This window comes from Polaribacter sp. L3A8, from assembly GCF_009796785.1.
Classification (GTDB): Bacteria; Bacteroidota; Bacteroidia; order Flavobacteriales; family Flavobacteriaceae; genus Polaribacter.
Map to the genome: position 1 here is coordinate 4,152,207 of NZ_CP047026.1, position 19,082 is coordinate 4,171,288.

Consider the following 19,082-nt stretch of genomic DNA (forward strand, 5'->3'; position numbering starts at 1 on the left):
GATTCATTTTATTTTTTTATTGTAGAATAATTAGTAAAATGATGAATTTGTTGTCTATTTTAATGGCAATGGAATGATTTTTATAATAAAAACTGATAAAATATTAATTTATCTTAAATAAGTACATTATATATGAAACTAGATATTTTGGCTTTTGGAGCTCATCCAGATGATGTAGAATTAGGTTGTGGAGCTACTATTGCAAAAGAAATTTCTTTAGGAAAAAAGGTTGGGATTGTAGATCTAACCAGAGGTGAATTAGGGACTCGAGGTTCTGCTGATTTACGAGATATTGAGGCGGCAAATTCTGCTGAAATTTTAGGCGTTTCAGTACGTGAAAACCTTCGTTTTTCTGATGGATTTTTTGTAAACGATAAAGAACATCAATTAGAAGTTATTAAAATGATACGAAAGTATCAGCCAGAAATTGTTTTGTGCAATGCTGTTGATGATCGTCATATAGATCATCCAAAAGGAAGTCGTTTGGTTTCTGATGCGTGTTTTTTAAGTGGATTGTTAAAAATTGAAACAGAGATAGAAGGGGAGTTGCAAGAAAAGTGGAGACCAAAGTTGGTATATCATTATATACAATGGAAAAATCTTGAGCCAGATTTTGTCATTGACGTCTCTGGTTTTATGGATATTAAAAAGAAATCTGTATTAGCTTACACTTCTCAGTTCTATGATCCAACCAGTAATGAGCCAGAAACACCTATTACGAGTAAGAATTTTACAGACAGTGTAGATTATAGAGCAAAAGACTTAGGAAGACTGATTGGGGTGGATTTTGCAGAAGGCTTTATTTCAGAACGTTACGTTGCTGTTGAAAATTTAAGTAAATTAATTTGATATTTTATTTTTTAGAAACAGAAAAAGTTTTTATATTTGCAGCCGCAATTATATGGTGGTTGTAGCTCAGTTGGTTAGAGTATCGGTTTGTGGTACCGAGTGTCGCGGGTTCGAGTCCCGTCTTCCACCCAAAAAAAAAGCTTCTTAGAAATAAGAAGCTTTTTTTGTTTCTATATTTTAGAACAAAATAAAACCATCTAAAAAATTAATTTTAGATGGTTTTGTTGTTATTTATAAGTCCCCCGACTTATAAATAACAACAAAACAATTTTAATAACTTTAAATTATTGATTACCGTTGGTTTGTGGTATTGCATTCGATGAAATACAAAAAGATATCGTTTAAAAGAGATATCGTTTTTGATAAACGGTTAAAAAGAACTTAAAATTGCTAAAACCTCATTTCTCTTTCTTACAGAAACAGGAATATTGGAGTTATCGGTAAGCATAAGGTAACCTCCATCAGATTTTATAAACTCCTTAATATATTTTGTGTTTACTAAATGACTTTGGTGAACTCTTAAAAAACCAACTTCTTTTAACATATCTGCATAATGTTTCAGGGTTTTAGAAACTAATATTTTAGATGTATCTTTAAAAAAGAAGGTAGTGTAGTTGTTGTCAGATTTACAGTGAATGATATTTTCAATATTTACCACAATTATTTTTTGTGAAGTATGTAAAGATATTTTAGTTGGCTTATTATTTGGAGACGTTACAGCTTCTTGTAAAACATTTAGTTGTTGTTTGTCTGGCTGAATTTGATTTTGTGCTTTTTCTATGGAAGTAGCTAAATCCTCATCAGAATATGGTTTTAAAATATAATCGATTGCAGCAAACTTAAAGGCTTTTATAGCAAAAGCATCACTAGCGGTTACAAAGATAATTTTCGATTTTAAATCAGGAAAAATCTCTAAAATATCAAATCCAGTTCCATCGCCTAGCATAATATCTAAAAACAATACATCTGGTTGTTGTTTGCGTAATAATTTAGCAGCTTCTACAACAGATTTAGCTTTCCCTATGATTTTTATATCAGGATGGTTATTAGTAATATCATTTTCTAACATTTCTAATGCTACAGGAATATCGTCTACTAAAATTGCCGTTAGTTCTTTCATATTATGCTTCTTCAACTAATTTAAAAATGGTTATTTCTGGTCTCACATTTAATCTTACTTGATGTAAATTTCCGAGAGCTCTATTAATATATAAGGTTCTACCATCATATAAATCAAATTCTCCAGCAGCGTATCTTTTGTTTTTTACAGGGAGAATAGGAGGGTTTAAAAACGGCGGTTTTACTTGTCCGCCATGTGTGTGTCCAGACAAAATCCAACCTTTATAATTATTCCAAACATTTAAATCACATACATCTGGGTTGTGGCATAGAACAAGATTTGCTTTCTCTGCATCGTACTTGTTCATTATTTTTACGGGATTAAAATTAGAACTCCAATAATCATCAATTCCTAATATATTTAAACCACTAAAACTAACCTCTTCATTTCTTAAAATTGTAATATTTTTTTTATCTAAAATGTTAGAAATTCTATTGGCAACATCTGGTTCTAGCCAATTAACACCATAATCATGATTACCTAAAACACCTGCGGTTCCTAATTTTCCGTTTACAGCATGTTCAAATACTTTTTCTAATTGATCAAACTGTTCTGGGGTTTCGTAAGAAACAAAATCTCCAGTATAAACTACAAAATCTGGTTTATAAAGGCGAGCTTTTTTAAAAGAATCGATGATGTATTTATAATCAAATTTATTCCCCACATGAATGTCACTAATTTGCATCAATGTTTTGCCTATTAAGTTTTTTGGTAAATTTTTAATAGGCATTTTTACATGTACAAATTCCAACCAAAATGGTTCTACTTGCCAGGAATAAAGGCCTCCAACAATACTTGCGCCAACTCCTGTTAATAAAGTGTTTTTTATAAACGTCCTTCTTTTCATATTTTTAATAATCGGTTTTTAAAGGAATCTTAAAACTTACTTTAGTTCCTTTTATTTCCTTTTGTTCTTTTATTTCTTCGATAGAAAATGAATTGTATTTTGTTAAATGCTGAATACGTTCTTTTGTAACTTCTAACGCTATAGATTGATGATTTGTATTTGTCTTTTCTTTTTTTGATTGATGAAAACCGATCCCATTATCTTCTATAGTAAAATGTAAGAAACTATTTCTAACTTCAAAAATAAGTTTAATTTTTGCATCTGCTTTATTCGGTTGAAAAGCGTGTTTTATACAGTTTTCTATAAAAGGTTGAATTAACATAGGCGGAATTAAAATCTCTTCGGAATCTATATTGTTTAAAGTAGTTTCAATATGATATTCAAAAGATATCGAATTCATTTTTTGTTCTAAATCTAAATAGTTTTTTAAGGTTTCAAGTTCATCTTTCAAGCTAATCTCTTCTAAACGAGAATTATTTAAAACACTTCTTAAAAGGATAGAAAACTGAGAAATAGTTTTATTTAATTCTTTAAAATCGCCAGCATTACCAAGTGCTTTTATTCCGTTTAAAACATTAAAAATAAAATGCGGATTCATTTGTAATTGCAACGCTTTATGCTCTAAAGTTAATAGCTGATTTTTTACTTTTAAGGTATCTAGTTTTTGCTGATTTTTTTTATTGATCTTTCTAATATATAATTCTACAATTGCGGCTAATAGTAAACATAGAATTGCGATACATAAAATGATAAACCATGCTTTTTGGTAAATGGGAGTTTCTATAAAAAAAGAAAAGGATACTTTTTTACTAAGTAAATTTCTTTCTTTAGACTGAATTGTAAATTGATAATTACCTGCTTTTAAATTTGCAAAATCAACTTTATTTAGATTGCTCCAAGGCGTAAAATCATTATTTAGTTGATAGCGGTATTGTATGTTTTTTGGGTTCCTTAAATCGACCGTTTTAAAAATAAATGAAATGTTATTCTCATTAGGTTTTAAGGCTAATTTTTTAATATTTAATGAATCTATTAATTTATAGTTAACCGAAACACTTTCAATAAAAACACGAGGTTCAATATTTTTTATTGTAGCATCGTATTTGTATAAACCTTTATTTGAACTTGCAACCCAAATAGTGTTTTGTTGGTCTTTAATTACGGTTTTTATATCACTAGAAATTGGCGAGTTGTATTTGTTTATTTTTCTTTTAAAAGTGTAATTGTTTGCGTCTAGAATTTCTATTCCATTTCCTTTGAACGTAATCCAAATTTCATCGTTTATTCTTTTTAAAGATGTTGTGTTTTTAGAAGTAAGTATGTTTTTAACGATAGAAGTACCTTCAATAACTTTTAACCCATTTAATAAAGTGCTTGCTATTATTTTATCATTATGTATTAAAAAAGAAGTAAAATTCTCATTAGAAATTTTAGTTACTTTCTTTGGTTGATATAACTTATCAATATGCCACAATCCTTTTATAGAAGCAACATAAAAAGTGTTTTTAAAATATACAATGTCATTAATAATAGAAAAATCTATGTGAGTATTTATTTTTAAAGGCTGAATATAATCTCCTCTTAATTCTGATACTCCTTGTACAGTTGCTAGAATTATTTGATTTTGTATCTTTTTAATTTTAAGGATTTCTTTACTCTCAAAAAAGGTAGATTTTTGATTCTGAAGGATTAAAAGTCCGTTTTTTAAACCCACATAAATTTTGTTGTTTTCGATAAGAATACAATTCGCTTTTTCTTGTGTGTGGTTGATGAAATTTACACCGTCAAACTTAGAATATCCTTTATCTGTTGCCAACCATAAATAACCAATTTTATCTTGAGCAATATCATTTATTATAGTTGTTGGTAATCCGTCAGAAATAGAAAAATTTTGAAGATTTTTTTCTTGAGAATGTGTCGCGTTTATCAGAAAAAAAACAAGAAATAATATTAAAATTTTTAGATTTTTCCCTGTTTCTCTTTTAGAATAACCTAGTGAATATAAAATTTCTAAAAATATTTCCATGATAACAAACTTACTAATTAAAACGTCATTACAACTTTTTTTATGTTGTGTAATGACGTTTAATACCAAATGAATTTTAAAATGATTGATAATAAATTTGAATTATTTTTTTTTAATATGCAATAGAAAATCTAATTATAGCCTTAGTTACGGTTCTATTTTATATTAAAATATTAAGGAAAAAGAAACGAATTTAATCGGTTATTTTGATGTTTATTTGGTATAAGTTACAATTTCCATTTCAAATTACTTCATCGCATACAAGCGTTTGTTATTGGTGTCTGGTTCTATGTGTTCTAAGTCTCCGTAAGGCTTAATTAAAGGTTTTAGCACTACCAAGCCAGATGTTCTTCCTCTAATTACTAAAGTACTGTTTTTTACACTCCAGTTCCATCTATATTTTTCTAACGGAATGTTATGTGCATTCATTTCTACCATTAGTTCTTCATTTTGTTCAATCCAATCCATCACTTCTTCTTGAGAGTTAAAAATTGGCATTTCATCATCTGTATTATGATAACCAAATTCCCATTTAACTGGTATAGAAAACTGTTTTGTATAGGCTTCTCCTACATATCTTTCTTCTTCATTATTTAATGCATCATACCAATTAATATCTTTTTCTTCCGGATATTTTCTAGCGATTTCTTTAGATAAATCTATTTTTCCTGGCGAGTTTGCTGTTGGATAAAAAACATAATAAGGTTGTGCTAAGTAGTAGTTAGAGAATTTTCCGCCAAACACAGTATAATAAGGCGATGCAATAACTTTTGGTAATTTTTTAGCAGATAAAGCACTTTTTAGAGTTTCTAAAAGTGGGGCGTTTTCGACTAAACCAGAAGCATGAAACACTATTTTTGTGTTATTATTTACCACATCTTTAAGTGTTGGTAAAGTGCCTTTTGATATGCTTCTTTTTAAGGTTTCTGTGGTAATTTTGTCTCCTCTAACAACTGTTTCTAAATTCATCCCTTTATAAGGATTGCTTTTATTTACAATATGGACATCGCCATAAGGATGTTTATTTGCGTTTTTATTTAACCACACAATAATTTCCTCTAAAGAATATTGTCCGTCAATTACTTTTACTCCTTTTTCTTGAAAATAAGTGCGTGCATTCGAATAAAAATTTTCATTGCCTTTATCGAAACCTGCAATAAATACAATTGGTTTTCTAGCAACAATAGCTATCGCTGTTTCATTGTTAACGGAAATATTATTGTCTGCTATAGCAATTGTATCTTTCTTTATTTCGTTGTTATCACAACTGATAAAAGGGCTACTTAATAGGATTAAACCTGCTACAAATACGGATGTTTTTAAGATAGTTTTCATAATTTCTACTTTTTTAAGTGTTAATACATTGTAAAAGTAGTGGCGAAGTTGACTTAAATTTTACCGGTTTTAGAATCCGTCGCTAATGAATTAGAATTCGTGTTTTAATTTAAAATTAAAGAATAGTCAATGTCTGCCGTAGCTATTATTTTGTTTTTATTACCAGAGTAAATCCCTAATAGAATTTTAAGTTCTTCTATCTCATAAGTATCAAAAACTAAAACTAAATTCTGATGAAAAGTGGGTACAGGTATTTTTCTTCTTTGTGTTGTACTAGAACTATAGTCTAACCAATAGTTAATGTCTATTTCTGCAACATACTCTTTAAATTTATTTAATTGCTCTTTATCAAACTGAAAAAAGATGTTATTGAAAACAAGGTTATAATTATTACAATCTTTACAAATTGATATTTCTCCGTTTTTAACGCTAGATATTATTTTAGATTTTTGACACATTTTTTTAATTTTTAGTAACAGTCAGTTTTTATTTGATTGTTTTCTTCAAATTTATGTAATGAAGATTGTAGGTGTTTTTTAGAGATTTCTTCTAATACTTTTGTAACTCCTTTTTGCATAGCAATAGAGCCACAAATCATAATTGTATTTCCGTTTTTTAAAGTATTGGCAATTAAAGTTGCTTGTTGCTCTAATATATCTTGAACATATATTTTCTCTTTTTCTTCTTGAGAATATGCCGCATAAAAAGAAGTAAGCCCTTTGTTTTCTATAGCAGTATTAATGTTATTTTTATATATGTTAAAGGATTCGCTGGTTCTTCCTCCCCAGAATAAATGAACTTTTGTTTTTGATTTTCCCCCATTAATCATTCCTAAAAAAGGAGCAATTCCGGTTCCGTTGGCAATTAAAACAACTTCTTTTGCTTTCTTTGAAAGGTGAAATGCTGCATTTTTTTGAATGCTAGCTACCATTCTATCAGCTGTATGTAAGCTATTAAAATAGGTAGAGCAAAGTCCGAATTCATGTTTCTTAATGCTTAACAGAATTGTATTATCAATTTTCGCAATAGAATACAAACGACTTCTCGTTTCGTTTTTTGGAGTAATAGAAAGTAAGTCTCCAGACTCGAAACTTGTTTTTTTATTCGGCTTTAATTGAATTAAAAAAGTATCATCAGTATTAATAGGTGTTTTATTTATTACCGTAAATTCTTGTTCCTTTTTGTTATTTGTTAAAAGACTTTCTGCAGTTATTGTAAGGCTTGTTTTGTAAAAAGAATTCAATTCTTCTAACCATTGATTAAAATCAGAAAAAGATTGATTGTTGATTTTAGAAACGGGTAAAATAGGAGTGAACTTGTTGTGCAATTGTAAATTAGCGTGTAGTAAAATTGCAAACTTACAATACTGTGTGTATTCTTTAGAACCAAAACCGACTACAGAGAAATTTAAGGTATTGTTTTGTGGTGTATTTTCAATTTTAGAAATAAATTTTTTCGCATTTATGGGTGCTTCTCCTTCGCCGTAAGTTGCTGTAAATATAATAAGGTTTGTGGCTTTTTTATAGCTTGTGTATTGGTTTAATTCTGATAAAAACACTGTTTTTTCAGAAGCTATTAAAGCTTTATAAAATGCCGTTGCAAAATTAAAAGTGCTTCCGGTTTCAGAACCAACTAGTATAATGTATTCAGCTTCATCTTTGTGAAACTTATTTTTTATGATTGTCGTTTTCTTTCTTCTTTGTAAGGTCATTACAAAACCAGAAAAAATAAAGAATAAAATAGCAAAACATGCTAATAATAAAACAATAGACCATAAAATAGAGCCTTTTCCTGTATGGAGTAATAAACTATAATAAGACCCAAAAGTTACGAGTGGTTGTTTTTTTAGGCTGATAATTTGCCCTGTTTTTTGATGTACAGCAACTTCTTTATTTGTAAGTTTTACATAGTAATAATCTTCCTCATCTGTAGAAAAAGGGAATTCTATTTTTTTGACTTCATCTAATTTTGTGGATTTAAAAAAATCGAAATTAGTTGTTAAAGTATCTTTTTTTTGTTCAATATTTATATGAACAGACGTGTCTTTTGGTAATAAAGAAAATTTTTCTAAAGACAAATAAACGCCAGTTACGGTAATGATAATAATAGGAATTAACGTATAACGCCCTATAATAATGTGGTAATATTGGTTAAAATTTTCTTTAACAATTTTAGAGAAGAACTTAGAAATACCACCTTGTCTTTTTGCAATTAATATAACGCCAGTAACGGAAATTAAGAGTAGTAAAAAAGATACAAACCCAATAATAATTCTTCCTGTAGATTTTAAAAATAACGAACGATGTAGGTTGGTAGCAAATTCATAAATTGGTTTTTTTTCTATGATTTCTCCAATCTTTTCTCCTGTTTTTGGGTTGATATAAAAAGTAGCACTTTTACCATCTTCTAAAATAACATTTGCAGATACAAAATTATTTTCATCAACTTCTATGGTTATTACTTCATCATATTTTTGATGCAATACAGCTATTGTTTCGGCAATAGAAATTTGATTCGTAGAAACCACATCAAACGAATTTAATTTGTCTGATATTGGTTCAAAAGCCAAAATAATTCCGGTTACAGAAGCGATTATAATAAATAAAGCAGAAGATATAGCCAGGGTTAAGTGGCTATATCTCCAAATAGAAATTGTCATTCTGTTTTTTTTATTGTGCTAACATTCTTACGTAGCGTATAAATCCTTTTCCTTCAATTTTAGACTTTAAATTGGCTGTTGTCAGTTCAAATTCTATATCATCTTTATGATATTCTTGATCTTCTACAGCGGTTTCAAAACGGATTTTGTAGCCTTTGTCTATTTTATCTTTATCAATTCTAATTACACTAATGGTACGCTGTCCGCCACTAATTGTAGCTCCTGTAATTGCATCGATATCTGCTCTTTTTTTACCTTGAAAACTCCACCATTCTGTAATGTCAAAATACCATTCATCATCATCACCTTGCACGTATAAAGTTTCTTCATATTCGCCATTTGGGTTTAATAATGACACCACTACATAAGCACCCTCGCCCGTGTAGTTTTTCATTTGAATCATACATTTGTATGGAGCACTTTCGCTTGTTTTTTTAAAACTGAATAAGGCGGTTACAACCAATAAAAATATTGGAACTATAAATAAGATTTTTTTAATCATCGTTTAGGGTATTATTTTAAAAAGTTGATTTGTTGTTTTTTTAATAATTCGTTTTCAGAAGCTAAATCAAAAATAGATTCATCAAAATCTGTTTTTATATTTTTATCAGCACCAATGCTTAATAGATATTTAATAATTTCTGTATTTTTTGCTTTCATTACTGCTATTTGTAGTGCAGATAAGCTTTCTTTATTTAGTGTATTTACATCAATTTTAAATGCTGCTAACCTTTTTAATAAAGGCAAATTATTTTCTTGGGTTGCAATATGTAATAACGTATTTCCAGAATTTTGAAGTTTATTTATAACCAATCTGTTTTTTGTTAAAACGTTTAATTTGGCTTCAAAAATATCTGGTTTATTAGCTTTAAAATTGTTAATCAAATAGTAAGAAAGCGTATTTCCGTCTTTATCAACAGTATTAATATCTGCACCTTTTTCTAATAAGTACTCAATTACATCAATAGAGTTTCTACCCACAGCATTGGTTAATGCAGTATGACCGTCATTATTTTTTAGGTTGCTATTTTTTACATCCTTAGATAATAATTTAATAACTTCTAAACTATTACTATTGGCAGCATTTATAAAAGGAGAGTTTCCTTCTTTATCTTGTAAATTAGTAGATACGCCTTTATCTATAAAGTATTTAAAAATAGCAATATCCTTATTATTTCTAGCGATAAAGTGAAGCGGATTTCTATTATTTGCATCAACAACATTTGGTTTTATTCCGTTTTTTTCTAAAAATTGATACGTTTCTAAAGTGTTCTGTTTGTTTCTAGAACCTTTACTAGCATATATCATGGCGTTTTTTCCGGTATCAACCCCTTTGTTTAAAAGAATTTTTAAGAATTGTGTATTTCCTCCTTTTGCAGCATATTCAAAAAGTCCGTTGCCGTTAGCGTCTTTATCATTTATTGAAGCTCCTTTAGTAATTAAAAACTCTACAAGTTTAAAATCTTTTAAATGAGAAGCAACCAACAACAATGCATTTGCCCCATCATGGTTTTTCTCTTTTGTAATATCTGCACCAATGCTAAAACTATATTTATATAATTCTATATCTAATTGACCAGCAGAAGCTGCAAAGTTTAAAAAAGTGTTTCCGTGTGTATCTATTATATCTGTTTTTGCTCCTTTAGAAACAAGGTGTTTCATAATTTCTAAATTATTAGTGTATGCGGCCCAAAAAATATACGTTCGTCCATCGTGTGTTTTTTTATTAACGTTATTTCCATTTTTAGCTAAAATATATTCGATTGTTTTGTTATCTACTTTATTTAAAATGGCATAGACAACGCCATCAAAAGCACTTTTATTTGAAGCAGAAATATCATTTTCTTCTGCAATTTTTTGATCTATAATAGAGATACTTGGGTTTGTTTTCCAAAAAGATCTGTTATGAAAAATGTTTGTTTTTTGTGCTTGTATAAGATTTACAAAGAATGTAAATGCGAATATTAATATGTTTTTTTTCATAATTTTATTAAAATTTATAACGTAAAGTTGTTCCGTAACTAGCAGGAATAATTCTATTTAAATACACTGTACGGTAGGCATTATAACCTAATTCATTAAAAATATTGTTACCATAAACATCTAAACTTAATTGCTCATTAAACTTATATGAAACCTGTAGGTTTACGGTTGTATAAGACTTTAAGTCAAATGGTTTTACACCTGGTTCTACACCTACATGTGTGTAGTTTCTAGACCAAACATTATGAGGGCGTTCTCCTAAATAATAAACACCAGTACCTAATGATAGTTTTTTGAAAGCATATCGTAGCCATAAATTAGCCGTATGTTTAGGAGTGTTTAAAGGACTAGAATTAAAATAATAAGATGCATGATCTTTATATTTGGCATCTAAATAAGAGTATCCTGCAATAACTTCTAGGTTATGAAGTACACGACCAATAAGTTCAACTTCTATACCTTTTCTATTGTCTTCACCTCCTTTTAAATAATATCCAAGAAAAGTTCCATCTGTATCTATGGCTTCTAAATTTAAATTTTTACTAACAGTAGAAAAATAAGTAATATTAAAACGTAAAGCATTGTTTAACCAAGTAGATTTAAGTCCTGTTTCGAATTGATCCCATCTTTCTGTACCTAACTCGTTGCCGTTAATATCTCTATAAAAAGAAGTCATTGGGTTAGAGCTACTTGCATAAGAGCCAAAAAGAATAATATTTTTTGTTGGTTTTAGGTTAAACCCAACTAACGGATTTAAGGCATTATCACGTTTAGCTCCTGTTAAACTTCTACCAATAAAGTTTCCTTTTGTTCTTTCTAAAGAGGTATAACGTATTCCTAAAAACACATCAGCCCAATTTGTTACTGTAATTTTATCTTGTATTGTAAACCCATACGACTTTGTTTTAGAACCCGAAGTTCTTGTATTATCTTGTGCTACACTTACATCCGAAGGTAATACATTGTTTATAGTTGTTGTAAGATCAACAATGTCTACATAAGGTTTTGTAGTATCTGGGTATGTTGTTGCGTATGCAGCATTATCAAATTCAGTATTTCTATAATCTACACCAATTTGAAATGTGTGCTTTAAATTACCTGTTTTAATATCTTTACCTACTAAATCAATTTGTAATACGCTGTTTTTATCACTTCTTCCAGATGCACTATATTCTCTATATCTTTGCGTGTTTGATAATGTAGGTAAACCAGATCTACCACCACCTTGGTATGAGTATGCAGATTCTTCATATGTTTCTAAGTTAGAAGTAAATAAACCTGCTTTTAGGGTTAATTTATCATTAACTTTTCTATTAAAACGTACTGCATAGGTGGTGTTTATTGTATTGTTTCTGTCAGACTCAAACCCTATAAATTTATCATTCGATAATTTTAAAATATTATTAACATCGTAAGTACCAAGATTTATAGTTCCTTGATCTGGTGTTCTACTATCATCCATATAATCCATTTCTAAAATAATATTAGTTTTATCATTTGGTTTCCATGCTAAAGATGGATTGATGTAAATACGTTCTGAATTAACTTTAGCTCTATAACTATCTGCTTTATCATAAGATCCAGCAATTCTAAAAGCAATTGTTTCTTTTTCATCTAATGGTCCATAAAAATCGAATGTAGGTCTTATTTGTCCAAAACTTCCTGTTCTAAAACTAACTTCTCCTCCGTTGTAAAACTTAGGTGTTTTTGTTACTACATTAATAACTCCACCTGCAGAACCTAAATCTCCTCCTAAACCTTGGCTAATTGCAGAAACACCTTTTAATACTTGAATATTATCTACACCAGCCATATCTGTTATAATACCAATACCTCTAAAGTCTGAATTGATTCTAACACCATTTTTTAATAAAGGAATTCCTCTAAACCCTCTTAACGACATACTTTCTCTAGTATTTCCATAAGTTGCAAATGTATAAACACCAGCAACGTTTTTAGTAACATCACTTAGTGTTAATGCATTTTGTTGGTTTATAAGTTTATGAGATAATACAGAAATACTTTGCAATTGTTCATTAGGTGCTAAAGGCAAACGAGTTAGAGTTTCTAATTTCTCTGCTCTTTTATTTCTTGCACCAAAAAGTTCAATTTCATCTAGTTGTGTGTTACTTGGTAGCTTTAAAACAAGGTTAGGCATGTTTTCTTCTACATTAATATTTAAAGAGACTTTCTTGTACCCAACACTAGAGGCAATAATGGTGTAATTACCATAGGGTACTTTGTTTATTATAAATAGACCTTCTTTGTTTGCAGAAGCACTTTGTTTTGTGCCTTTTAAATATACGGTTGCATAGGGTATTACTTCATTGGTTTCGTTTTTTACAATTCCTTTTAATGTTGTTTGTCCATATATTGTGGTTGCGCAACAACACAATAATAATAAGGATAATAAGGTTTTCATAATATTATTTTTTTTCTTTTTTTTAAAATTTATAAATTTTGATATTCTTGTTATAGTTATTTACTTTTTTTTTGATTTTTAAAATGTATTTCTCTGTACTTATTTTTTTACAAATGATTCTATGATTGTGTTTATTTCGTCTTCTTTGGTAATTTTATCAGAAAATAAATGCTTGTATAAAGCTTTGTTTTCTACTTTGGTTTCTAAGGATAAATTTTTATTTCTACTATAAACATCGTCCCATTTATTTCTAACCAATTGCCATTTACTGCTGTTTGCTTTCCACCAATCAGAAGCTGCTTTACATTTGCTGTCGGCAACTTTTATGTAGGTATTGTATCCTTTTTCTTTAGCTAAAACAACATCATCTTTTCCCGCTTTGCGGATAATTTTACTATTGTCTTGGTCATGAAGCCAACCGTAATTTGTAATTTCATGTCTGTTACCTCTTAAAGTGATGTTGTAATCGCTTCTTTTTGTATATTCTCTTCTTGGTAAAGGAGCAGTGGTTTCATTTTCCCAATAGCTTTTTCCGTCTACATGAACCCAAGTTGCAGAACCTTCGTAACGCGGACTGTCATCTACTTGATATACTTTTTGCGTCCATTGTTTTTTTACGTCGCTTTTACTTTTTTGCTCAAAAGTCCAGTTATTATCACCATTATACATGTAGAAATCGTTGTTTTCATACAACCAATCTTGTCGCCAGTGTTTAATAATCATTGGGTCTTTTGGGTTACCAACTTGTAATAAATGTTGAATAGAGATTTTATTATTCTCATCTTCAATCAAGGTTGCCCATTCTAAACCTTTATCAACTTTAGTTTTAGAAGGTTTATAAGTAGCATCTTCACTATAGTTAAATGTTTCTGCAAAATTGAAAGTAACTTCATAGCAGCCACACATTTCTTTAATGGCATTTTGATCTTTCTTTTTTTTGCTTTGTGCACTTATAGTAATTGAAACTAAAAGTAGTAGTGTAGTTAATATTGATTTAGTCATTTTATAATTTTTTTTGGTTTTATAATTATTTTGACAAAAATATAAAATTTATTTAGATTGATTAAAAATAACGTATATATTTGTCGAAAATTATTAAGAATGTTTCTAAATAAAGAAATTACAGTTGTATTACTAATGTTTTCTATTGCTACTTTTAGTCAAGAAGTAAAAAAGGATTCAACAGAAATTACTGTTTTAGATGAAGTTGTGGTTACTGGGCAGTACAATCCTCAATCTGTAAAAAAATCGGTACATAATGTTACTGTTATTAAAAGAGCACAAATAGAAAGTCAGGCAGCCAATAATTTAGCCGATTTATTAAACTTTAATTTAAACTTAACAATTGTACCTAGTTCTCAAACAGGTAAGTCTACGATTTCTTTCTTCGGATTAGATGCTCAATATTTTAATATTTTGGTTGATAATATTCCTTTAGTAAGTGATAATGGACTTGGAAACAACATCGATTTAACGCAAGTAAATTTAGATGATATAGAACGAATAGAAATTGTAGAAGGTGCAATGGGCGTAGAGTATGGCGCAAATGCGGTATCTGGAGTGATCAATATTATTACTAAAAAATCGATAAAAAATAAGTGGAATATTAATGCTTCTTTACAAGAAGAAACGGTGAGTGATCAGTATGCCTGGTTTAATGAAGGCAGACATATACAGGCATTTAATATCTCTCATAATATAAATGAAAATTGGTTTGCTAGAGTTGGTGTAAACCGCAATCAGTTTGCAGGTTTTTTTAATGGTAAACAAGGAAAAAGCTATTACCAAAATGATGGTTTAAGAGGATATGATTGGTTGCCAAAAGAACAATTTAATTCAACTGCTTTTGTACAATATCAAAAAGAAAATTTTAAGTTATTTTACAAATTTGAATACTTTAATGAACTGATAAATTATTACGATGAAGCGGTTAGAGCAAATATAGATACACAAGCACAAACGAGTAATCCGTCTGCGACGGATAAAACTTTTAGAACGCATCGGTTTGTAAATAATCTAAATATTGTAGGGAGATTAAACGCTGGTGCTAATTATAATGTTTCACTTTCTTACCAACAACAAAAGCGTTATTTAAACGAGTTTAATTACTACATTTTAAGTACAGAAAGAAGTAATGAAACGGATGAATTATACCAATCTAGTAAAGTTTTATTTTCTAAAGGGAGCATTAATAACCTTGTAAAAAGTGATTTATTCAATTTTGAGCTAGGTTATGAAACAAGGTTTTTAAGTGGTTTTGATACGCAAGCTTCTGGCGATGTTACACAACAAGATAAGACGCAATCTCAGAATAATTATGCTTTTTATGGATCTGGCGAATTTAAGTTTTCTGATGTATTTTTACTAAGACCCGGAATACGATATGAATATAATTCGCTATTCAAATCTAAAATATTAGCTTCTCTTAGTGCACGTTATTTAATGAATAATGGTTTTGAGTTACGTGGTAACATTGGTACATCTTACAGAACGCCAAATTTTGAAGAGTTGTATTATTACTTTGTAGATTCTAATCACGATGTTAGAGGTAATGAAAACCTGAATCCAGAAAACGGGGTTACGGCATTTATCAACCTAAAAAAATACAGTTATATTCATGATTTTTCTTTATTAAATAGTTTAAAGGTTAGTTATTTAGATGTTAGCGATAAGATAGATTTAGCTATTGTAAATCCTTCTCCTTTGCAATATCAATACATTAATATTGATGCTTATAAATTATGGGGAATCTCTTCTGAAAATAGTATTAAAAAAGAGAATTGGACTTTTAATTTAGGTGCTACTTTACAGGGTATTTCTAGAATAGCTACCAATGAAATAAATGCAGAAAACGACTTTCTATACTCTTTTCAATTAAACACAAGTGCGAGTTACAATATAAAAAAATGGAAAACGGCTTTTACAGTGTTGTTCAAACACAGTGGTAATCAGCAAAATTATATTTCATCGGGTACAGATGATAACGGAAATGCTGTATTTTCTAAATCTTCTACCAGCGCTTATAATTGGGTAGATGCTTCTTTAAAAAAATCATTCTTTAACAATAAAATTCAAGCCACTTTAGGCGGTAGAAACTTATTTGATGTTACTAACGTAAATGTTAGTAATGCAAACACAGACGGAGTAGCACATGCTTCTAACAATAATTCTTTGTTATTGGGTTACGGACGTTCTTATTACTTAAAGCTATTATATAACCTTAATTTTTAAACACTAATAAACAAATATTAAAATCATGACGAATAAATTTTTAACCTTTATGCTATGTGCAGCTGTATTTTCTTTTACAAGCTGTAGTTCAGAAGACACGCCAATAGCTCCAATAGTTGTAGTTATAGACGGAGCAGCTATTTCACCAGAAGTTGGCGGTTCAAACGAACCAAACCAAGTCTATGTAGATTTAAGTACAAATACAACTACTGTTGTAAAAAGAGATTCTTGGGATTTCGGTTTTTACTCAGGATCTGAGTTTAGAGTAACTATTAATGGATCTCTATATATGGCTACAGGTCAATTATCATCAACAGATATAGATGCTGTAAACGCTACAACAGCAGAAGTGCAAGAATTACAAGAAAAAGTTGCTGTAGGTACTTTTGATCCAGAAAACACAACGTATGTAGATGCACCAAATGGTACAATAACAGCAACTGCAATTGCAGAAATTTCTGATACAGACGCAAATAATAAAGTGTATCTAGTAAACTTAGGTTACGAAGTTGGTACAGAAGCGGCAGCAATAGGAAGTGTCGCAGTTGCAGGAGATGCTAGAGGATGGAAAAAAATAAGAATCTTAAAAGATGGAAACAATTATGTTTTACAATATGCAGATTTAGATGCTACTACACATAAAGAAGTAACCATTGCTAAAAGTGCAACGCATCATTTTACTTTTTTTAGTTTTAATACAGAAAGTGAAGTTATTGTAGCTCCAGAAAAAACAAATTGGGATTTAAACTTTACTGTTTTTACAAATGAAATTGAAGGTTATGGTTCTTATGGGTATTCTGATTTTGTAGTTAATAATACAGCTTCTTCTGCATTGGTTTATATGCTAGATATAGAAGAAGGTGCATTTACTTATGATGATTTTTCTATTACCGATGTAGACGCTACAAAATTTACTACAGACCAACGTGGTATTGGTAGTAGCTGGAGAAACGGAGGAGGACCAGGAAGTTTACCTTCTTTAAAAGACAATGTGTTTTATGTTGTTAATGATACAGATGGTAATTTATATAAATTAAAATTTTTAGCACTAACTAATGAAGCAGGAGAGCGTGGATATCCTGAATATGTATATAGTTTATTGCAATAATTTAGTTACTCAATCAGTGCGTAAATTGTTATTTTAGTTGGAAAGGCCGTTTAGACGAAAGTTTAAATGGCTTTTTTATTTCTTAATAACTTGGTTGTAATTTACCAATTCTGTTAAACCTTTTTTTTCTGGATTTTTAGCAAAAGAACGTAAATAAGTATCTAAATATTCAATAGCTCTATCTTCTGGGTAAAATAATACTTTATTATCATGTTGAGACCATTCTGTAACGCTTATATATGTTTTTCCTTCGTAGGTTCTATAAAAACCTTTAATGTGTTCTGGTAAATTCTCTTCTAACTCTTCATCTAGATAGACAATATAGTATTTTAAATCTGCCGTAAAAAAGTGAAAAGAAAGTAAGTTGTCATAAAAACCTGTTAGGTTGTTTGCAAGTGGTAACATCATGGTAAAAACCAATATGGCTAATTTCTGTGTATTAAAAAATTGTAGAAAGAATTCAAAAGCATTTGATGTTTTTAAAGTCCAAAAGATGATAATAACACTTAATATATTCTGAATGTTCCAAGGCACAACATTGTAACCATACCCTAAATAAAATAATAGAAATGTAATTGTTGAGTGCATTAATAGGATAAAAACGACTCCGAATTTTCTAGTTTTATTGAACAATAGTAAAACGCCCATTAAAGCTTCTAACCAAGGCACTGCATAGGTAAAAGCAACCAAAAACCATTGTGGTAAAAAACTAAAATGTTTGTTAATGGCACTTAACCACTGTATGTAAAAGGCTTCATTTAATTTCTGAATTCCGCTCCAAAAATAAGTAGCGAAAAAGATAAGGATAATAGCGTATAATATTTTCCTTGGATTTGCTTTTCTATTGAAAATTTCTATTGCAAAAATGGTTAAAAAACTTTGATAAAAGTAAGGCTGCAATCTGTTTTGATCTACGAGCGCTAAAAAGAGATATAAACCAAGGATAGTCCAACCTTGCCATCTTTTATTCTGAAAAATGTAGACAATTTGTATTAAAAAGAAAAATCCGGCTAAAATATAATCGAAAGGGTAGATAGGTATTGGTAACCAATCAAACAAAGGTATTACAGGGAAAACTTTTGTTGTTAGCCATAATTTTGGTGCATAAACCATTAATACCAAAACTGCAAGAATAGCAAGTATTCTTACCCAATTTATTTTTTGTTTGTCTGTTAGATTTGTGATCATCTTATTTGTTTTTATTTTCTAACGTTTGTCATTTCGAAATGAGTTTTTTCAGTGATTGAGAAATCTCATTATTTAATTCTAATTTTTTAGATTACTCTTTATTCTCTGCTTAGAATGAAAAATAAACTCTCCTATTCACTTTGTTTGCAAACAAGTCTAGCCCGGATTGAAACGACATCCTTTTTATAGCCTTTATTAATGGGCGTTTTTGCGAGGAACGAAGCAATCTCTTTAATTAAGGGATTGCCACAGTTTACAAAAAAGTAAACTTCGCAATGACGGCTATAAAAAGATATAGTGTAAAGCCGGAAATA

Annotated in this window: 14 protein-coding genes and 1 tRNA gene; 4 read left to right on the forward strand and 11 right to left on the reverse strand. The window is 29.4% G+C overall.

Annotated features, from left to right (window positions below; genetic code table 11):
• Positions 1-132 precede the first annotated feature (132 nt).
• On the forward strand, positions 133-849 hold the full coding sequence (gene bshB1, locus GQR92_RS17390) for a bacillithiol biosynthesis deacetylase BshB1 (RefSeq protein WP_158841740.1): 717 nt from the start codon (positions 133-135) through the stop codon (positions 847-849).
• Between the two features lie 54 nt (positions 850-903).
• Positions 904-979 (forward strand) — tRNA-His (locus GQR92_RS17395).
• 240 nt (positions 980-1,219) lie between these two features.
• Here GQR92_RS17395 and GQR92_RS17400 read toward each other — a convergent pair.
• The 10 genes from GQR92_RS17400 to GQR92_RS17445 all read right to left on the reverse strand — a co-directional run bounded on the left by GQR92_RS17400 (position 1,220) and on the right by GQR92_RS17445 (position 14,243).
• Entirely contained in the window at positions 1,220-1,969 is a 750-nt protein-coding gene (locus GQR92_RS17400; protein WP_158841742.1) for a LytR/AlgR family response regulator transcription factor, read from the reverse strand.
• Between the two features lies 1 nt (position 1,970).
• A complete protein-coding gene (locus tag GQR92_RS17405; protein WP_158841744.1) occupies positions 1,971-2,816 on the reverse strand; it encodes a metallophosphoesterase in 846 nt (281 codons plus the stop codon).
• Positions 2,817-2,820: 4 nt separating this feature from the next.
• A complete protein-coding gene (locus GQR92_RS17410; protein WP_158841746.1) occupies positions 2,821-4,842 on the reverse strand; it encodes a sensor histidine kinase in 2,022 nt (673 codons plus the stop codon).
• Between the two features lie 246 nt (positions 4,843-5,088).
• Positions 5,089-6,177 carry a hypothetical protein gene (locus tag GQR92_RS17415; protein WP_158841748.1) on the reverse strand — a complete coding sequence of 363 codons (1,089 nt, stop codon included), beginning with the start codon at positions 6,175-6,177 and terminating at the stop codon, positions 5,089-5,091.
• A 104-nt stretch (positions 6,178-6,281) separates the two neighbouring features.
• Positions 6,282-6,635: a DUF6686 family protein gene (locus GQR92_RS17420; protein WP_199269160.1), complete on the reverse strand. Its 354-nt coding sequence runs from the start codon at positions 6,633-6,635 to the stop codon at positions 6,282-6,284.
• Between the two features lie 11 nt (positions 6,636-6,646).
• The gene (locus GQR92_RS17425) at positions 6,647-8,836 is read right to left on the reverse strand and encodes a PepSY domain-containing protein (protein WP_199269161.1); all 2,190 of its coding nucleotides are present in this window, start codon (positions 8,834-8,836) and stop codon (positions 6,647-6,649) included.
• 10 nt (positions 8,837-8,846) lie between these two features.
• Entirely contained in the window at positions 8,847-9,338 is a 492-nt protein-coding gene (locus GQR92_RS17430) for a DUF2271 domain-containing protein (RefSeq protein WP_158841750.1), read from the reverse strand.
• A gap of 11 nt (positions 9,339-9,349) precedes the next feature.
• Positions 9,350-10,819 (reverse strand): ankyrin repeat domain-containing protein, encoded by a 1,470-nt coding sequence (locus GQR92_RS17435; protein WP_158841752.1) that lies wholly within the window; start codon positions 10,817-10,819, stop codon positions 9,350-9,352.
• Between the two features lie 7 nt (positions 10,820-10,826).
• Positions 10,827-13,241 (reverse strand): TonB-dependent receptor, encoded by a 2,415-nt coding sequence (locus GQR92_RS17440; RefSeq protein WP_158841754.1) that lies wholly within the window; start codon positions 13,239-13,241, stop codon positions 10,827-10,829.
• A gap of 99 nt (positions 13,242-13,340) precedes the next feature.
• Positions 13,341-14,243: a DUF6607 family protein gene (locus tag GQR92_RS17445; RefSeq protein WP_158841756.1), complete on the reverse strand. Its 903-nt coding sequence runs from the start codon at positions 14,241-14,243 to the stop codon at positions 13,341-13,343.
• 99 nt (positions 14,244-14,342) lie between these two features.
• Between GQR92_RS17445 and GQR92_RS17450 the strand changes: the two genes are divergently transcribed.
• Together GQR92_RS17450 and GQR92_RS17455 are read left to right on the forward strand one after the other, a co-directional pair.
• Positions 14,343-16,472, forward strand: coding sequence for a TonB-dependent receptor plug domain-containing protein (locus tag GQR92_RS17450; protein WP_158841758.1), 2,130 nt, complete (start codon positions 14,343-14,345; stop codon positions 16,470-16,472).
• Between the two features lie 25 nt (positions 16,473-16,497).
• The gene (locus tag GQR92_RS17455) at positions 16,498-17,580 is read left to right on the forward strand and encodes an HmuY family protein (RefSeq protein WP_158841760.1); all 1,083 of its coding nucleotides are present in this window, start codon (positions 16,498-16,500) and stop codon (positions 17,578-17,580) included.
• Between the two features lie 75 nt (positions 17,581-17,655).
• On the opposite strand, the gene GQR92_RS17460 is transcribed toward GQR92_RS17455, so the two are convergent.
• Positions 17,656-18,768: a MauE/DoxX family redox-associated membrane protein gene (locus GQR92_RS17460; RefSeq protein ID WP_158841762.1), complete on the reverse strand. Its 1,113-nt coding sequence runs from the start codon at positions 18,766-18,768 to the stop codon at positions 17,656-17,658.
• Positions 18,769-19,082: the final 314 nt, after the last annotated feature.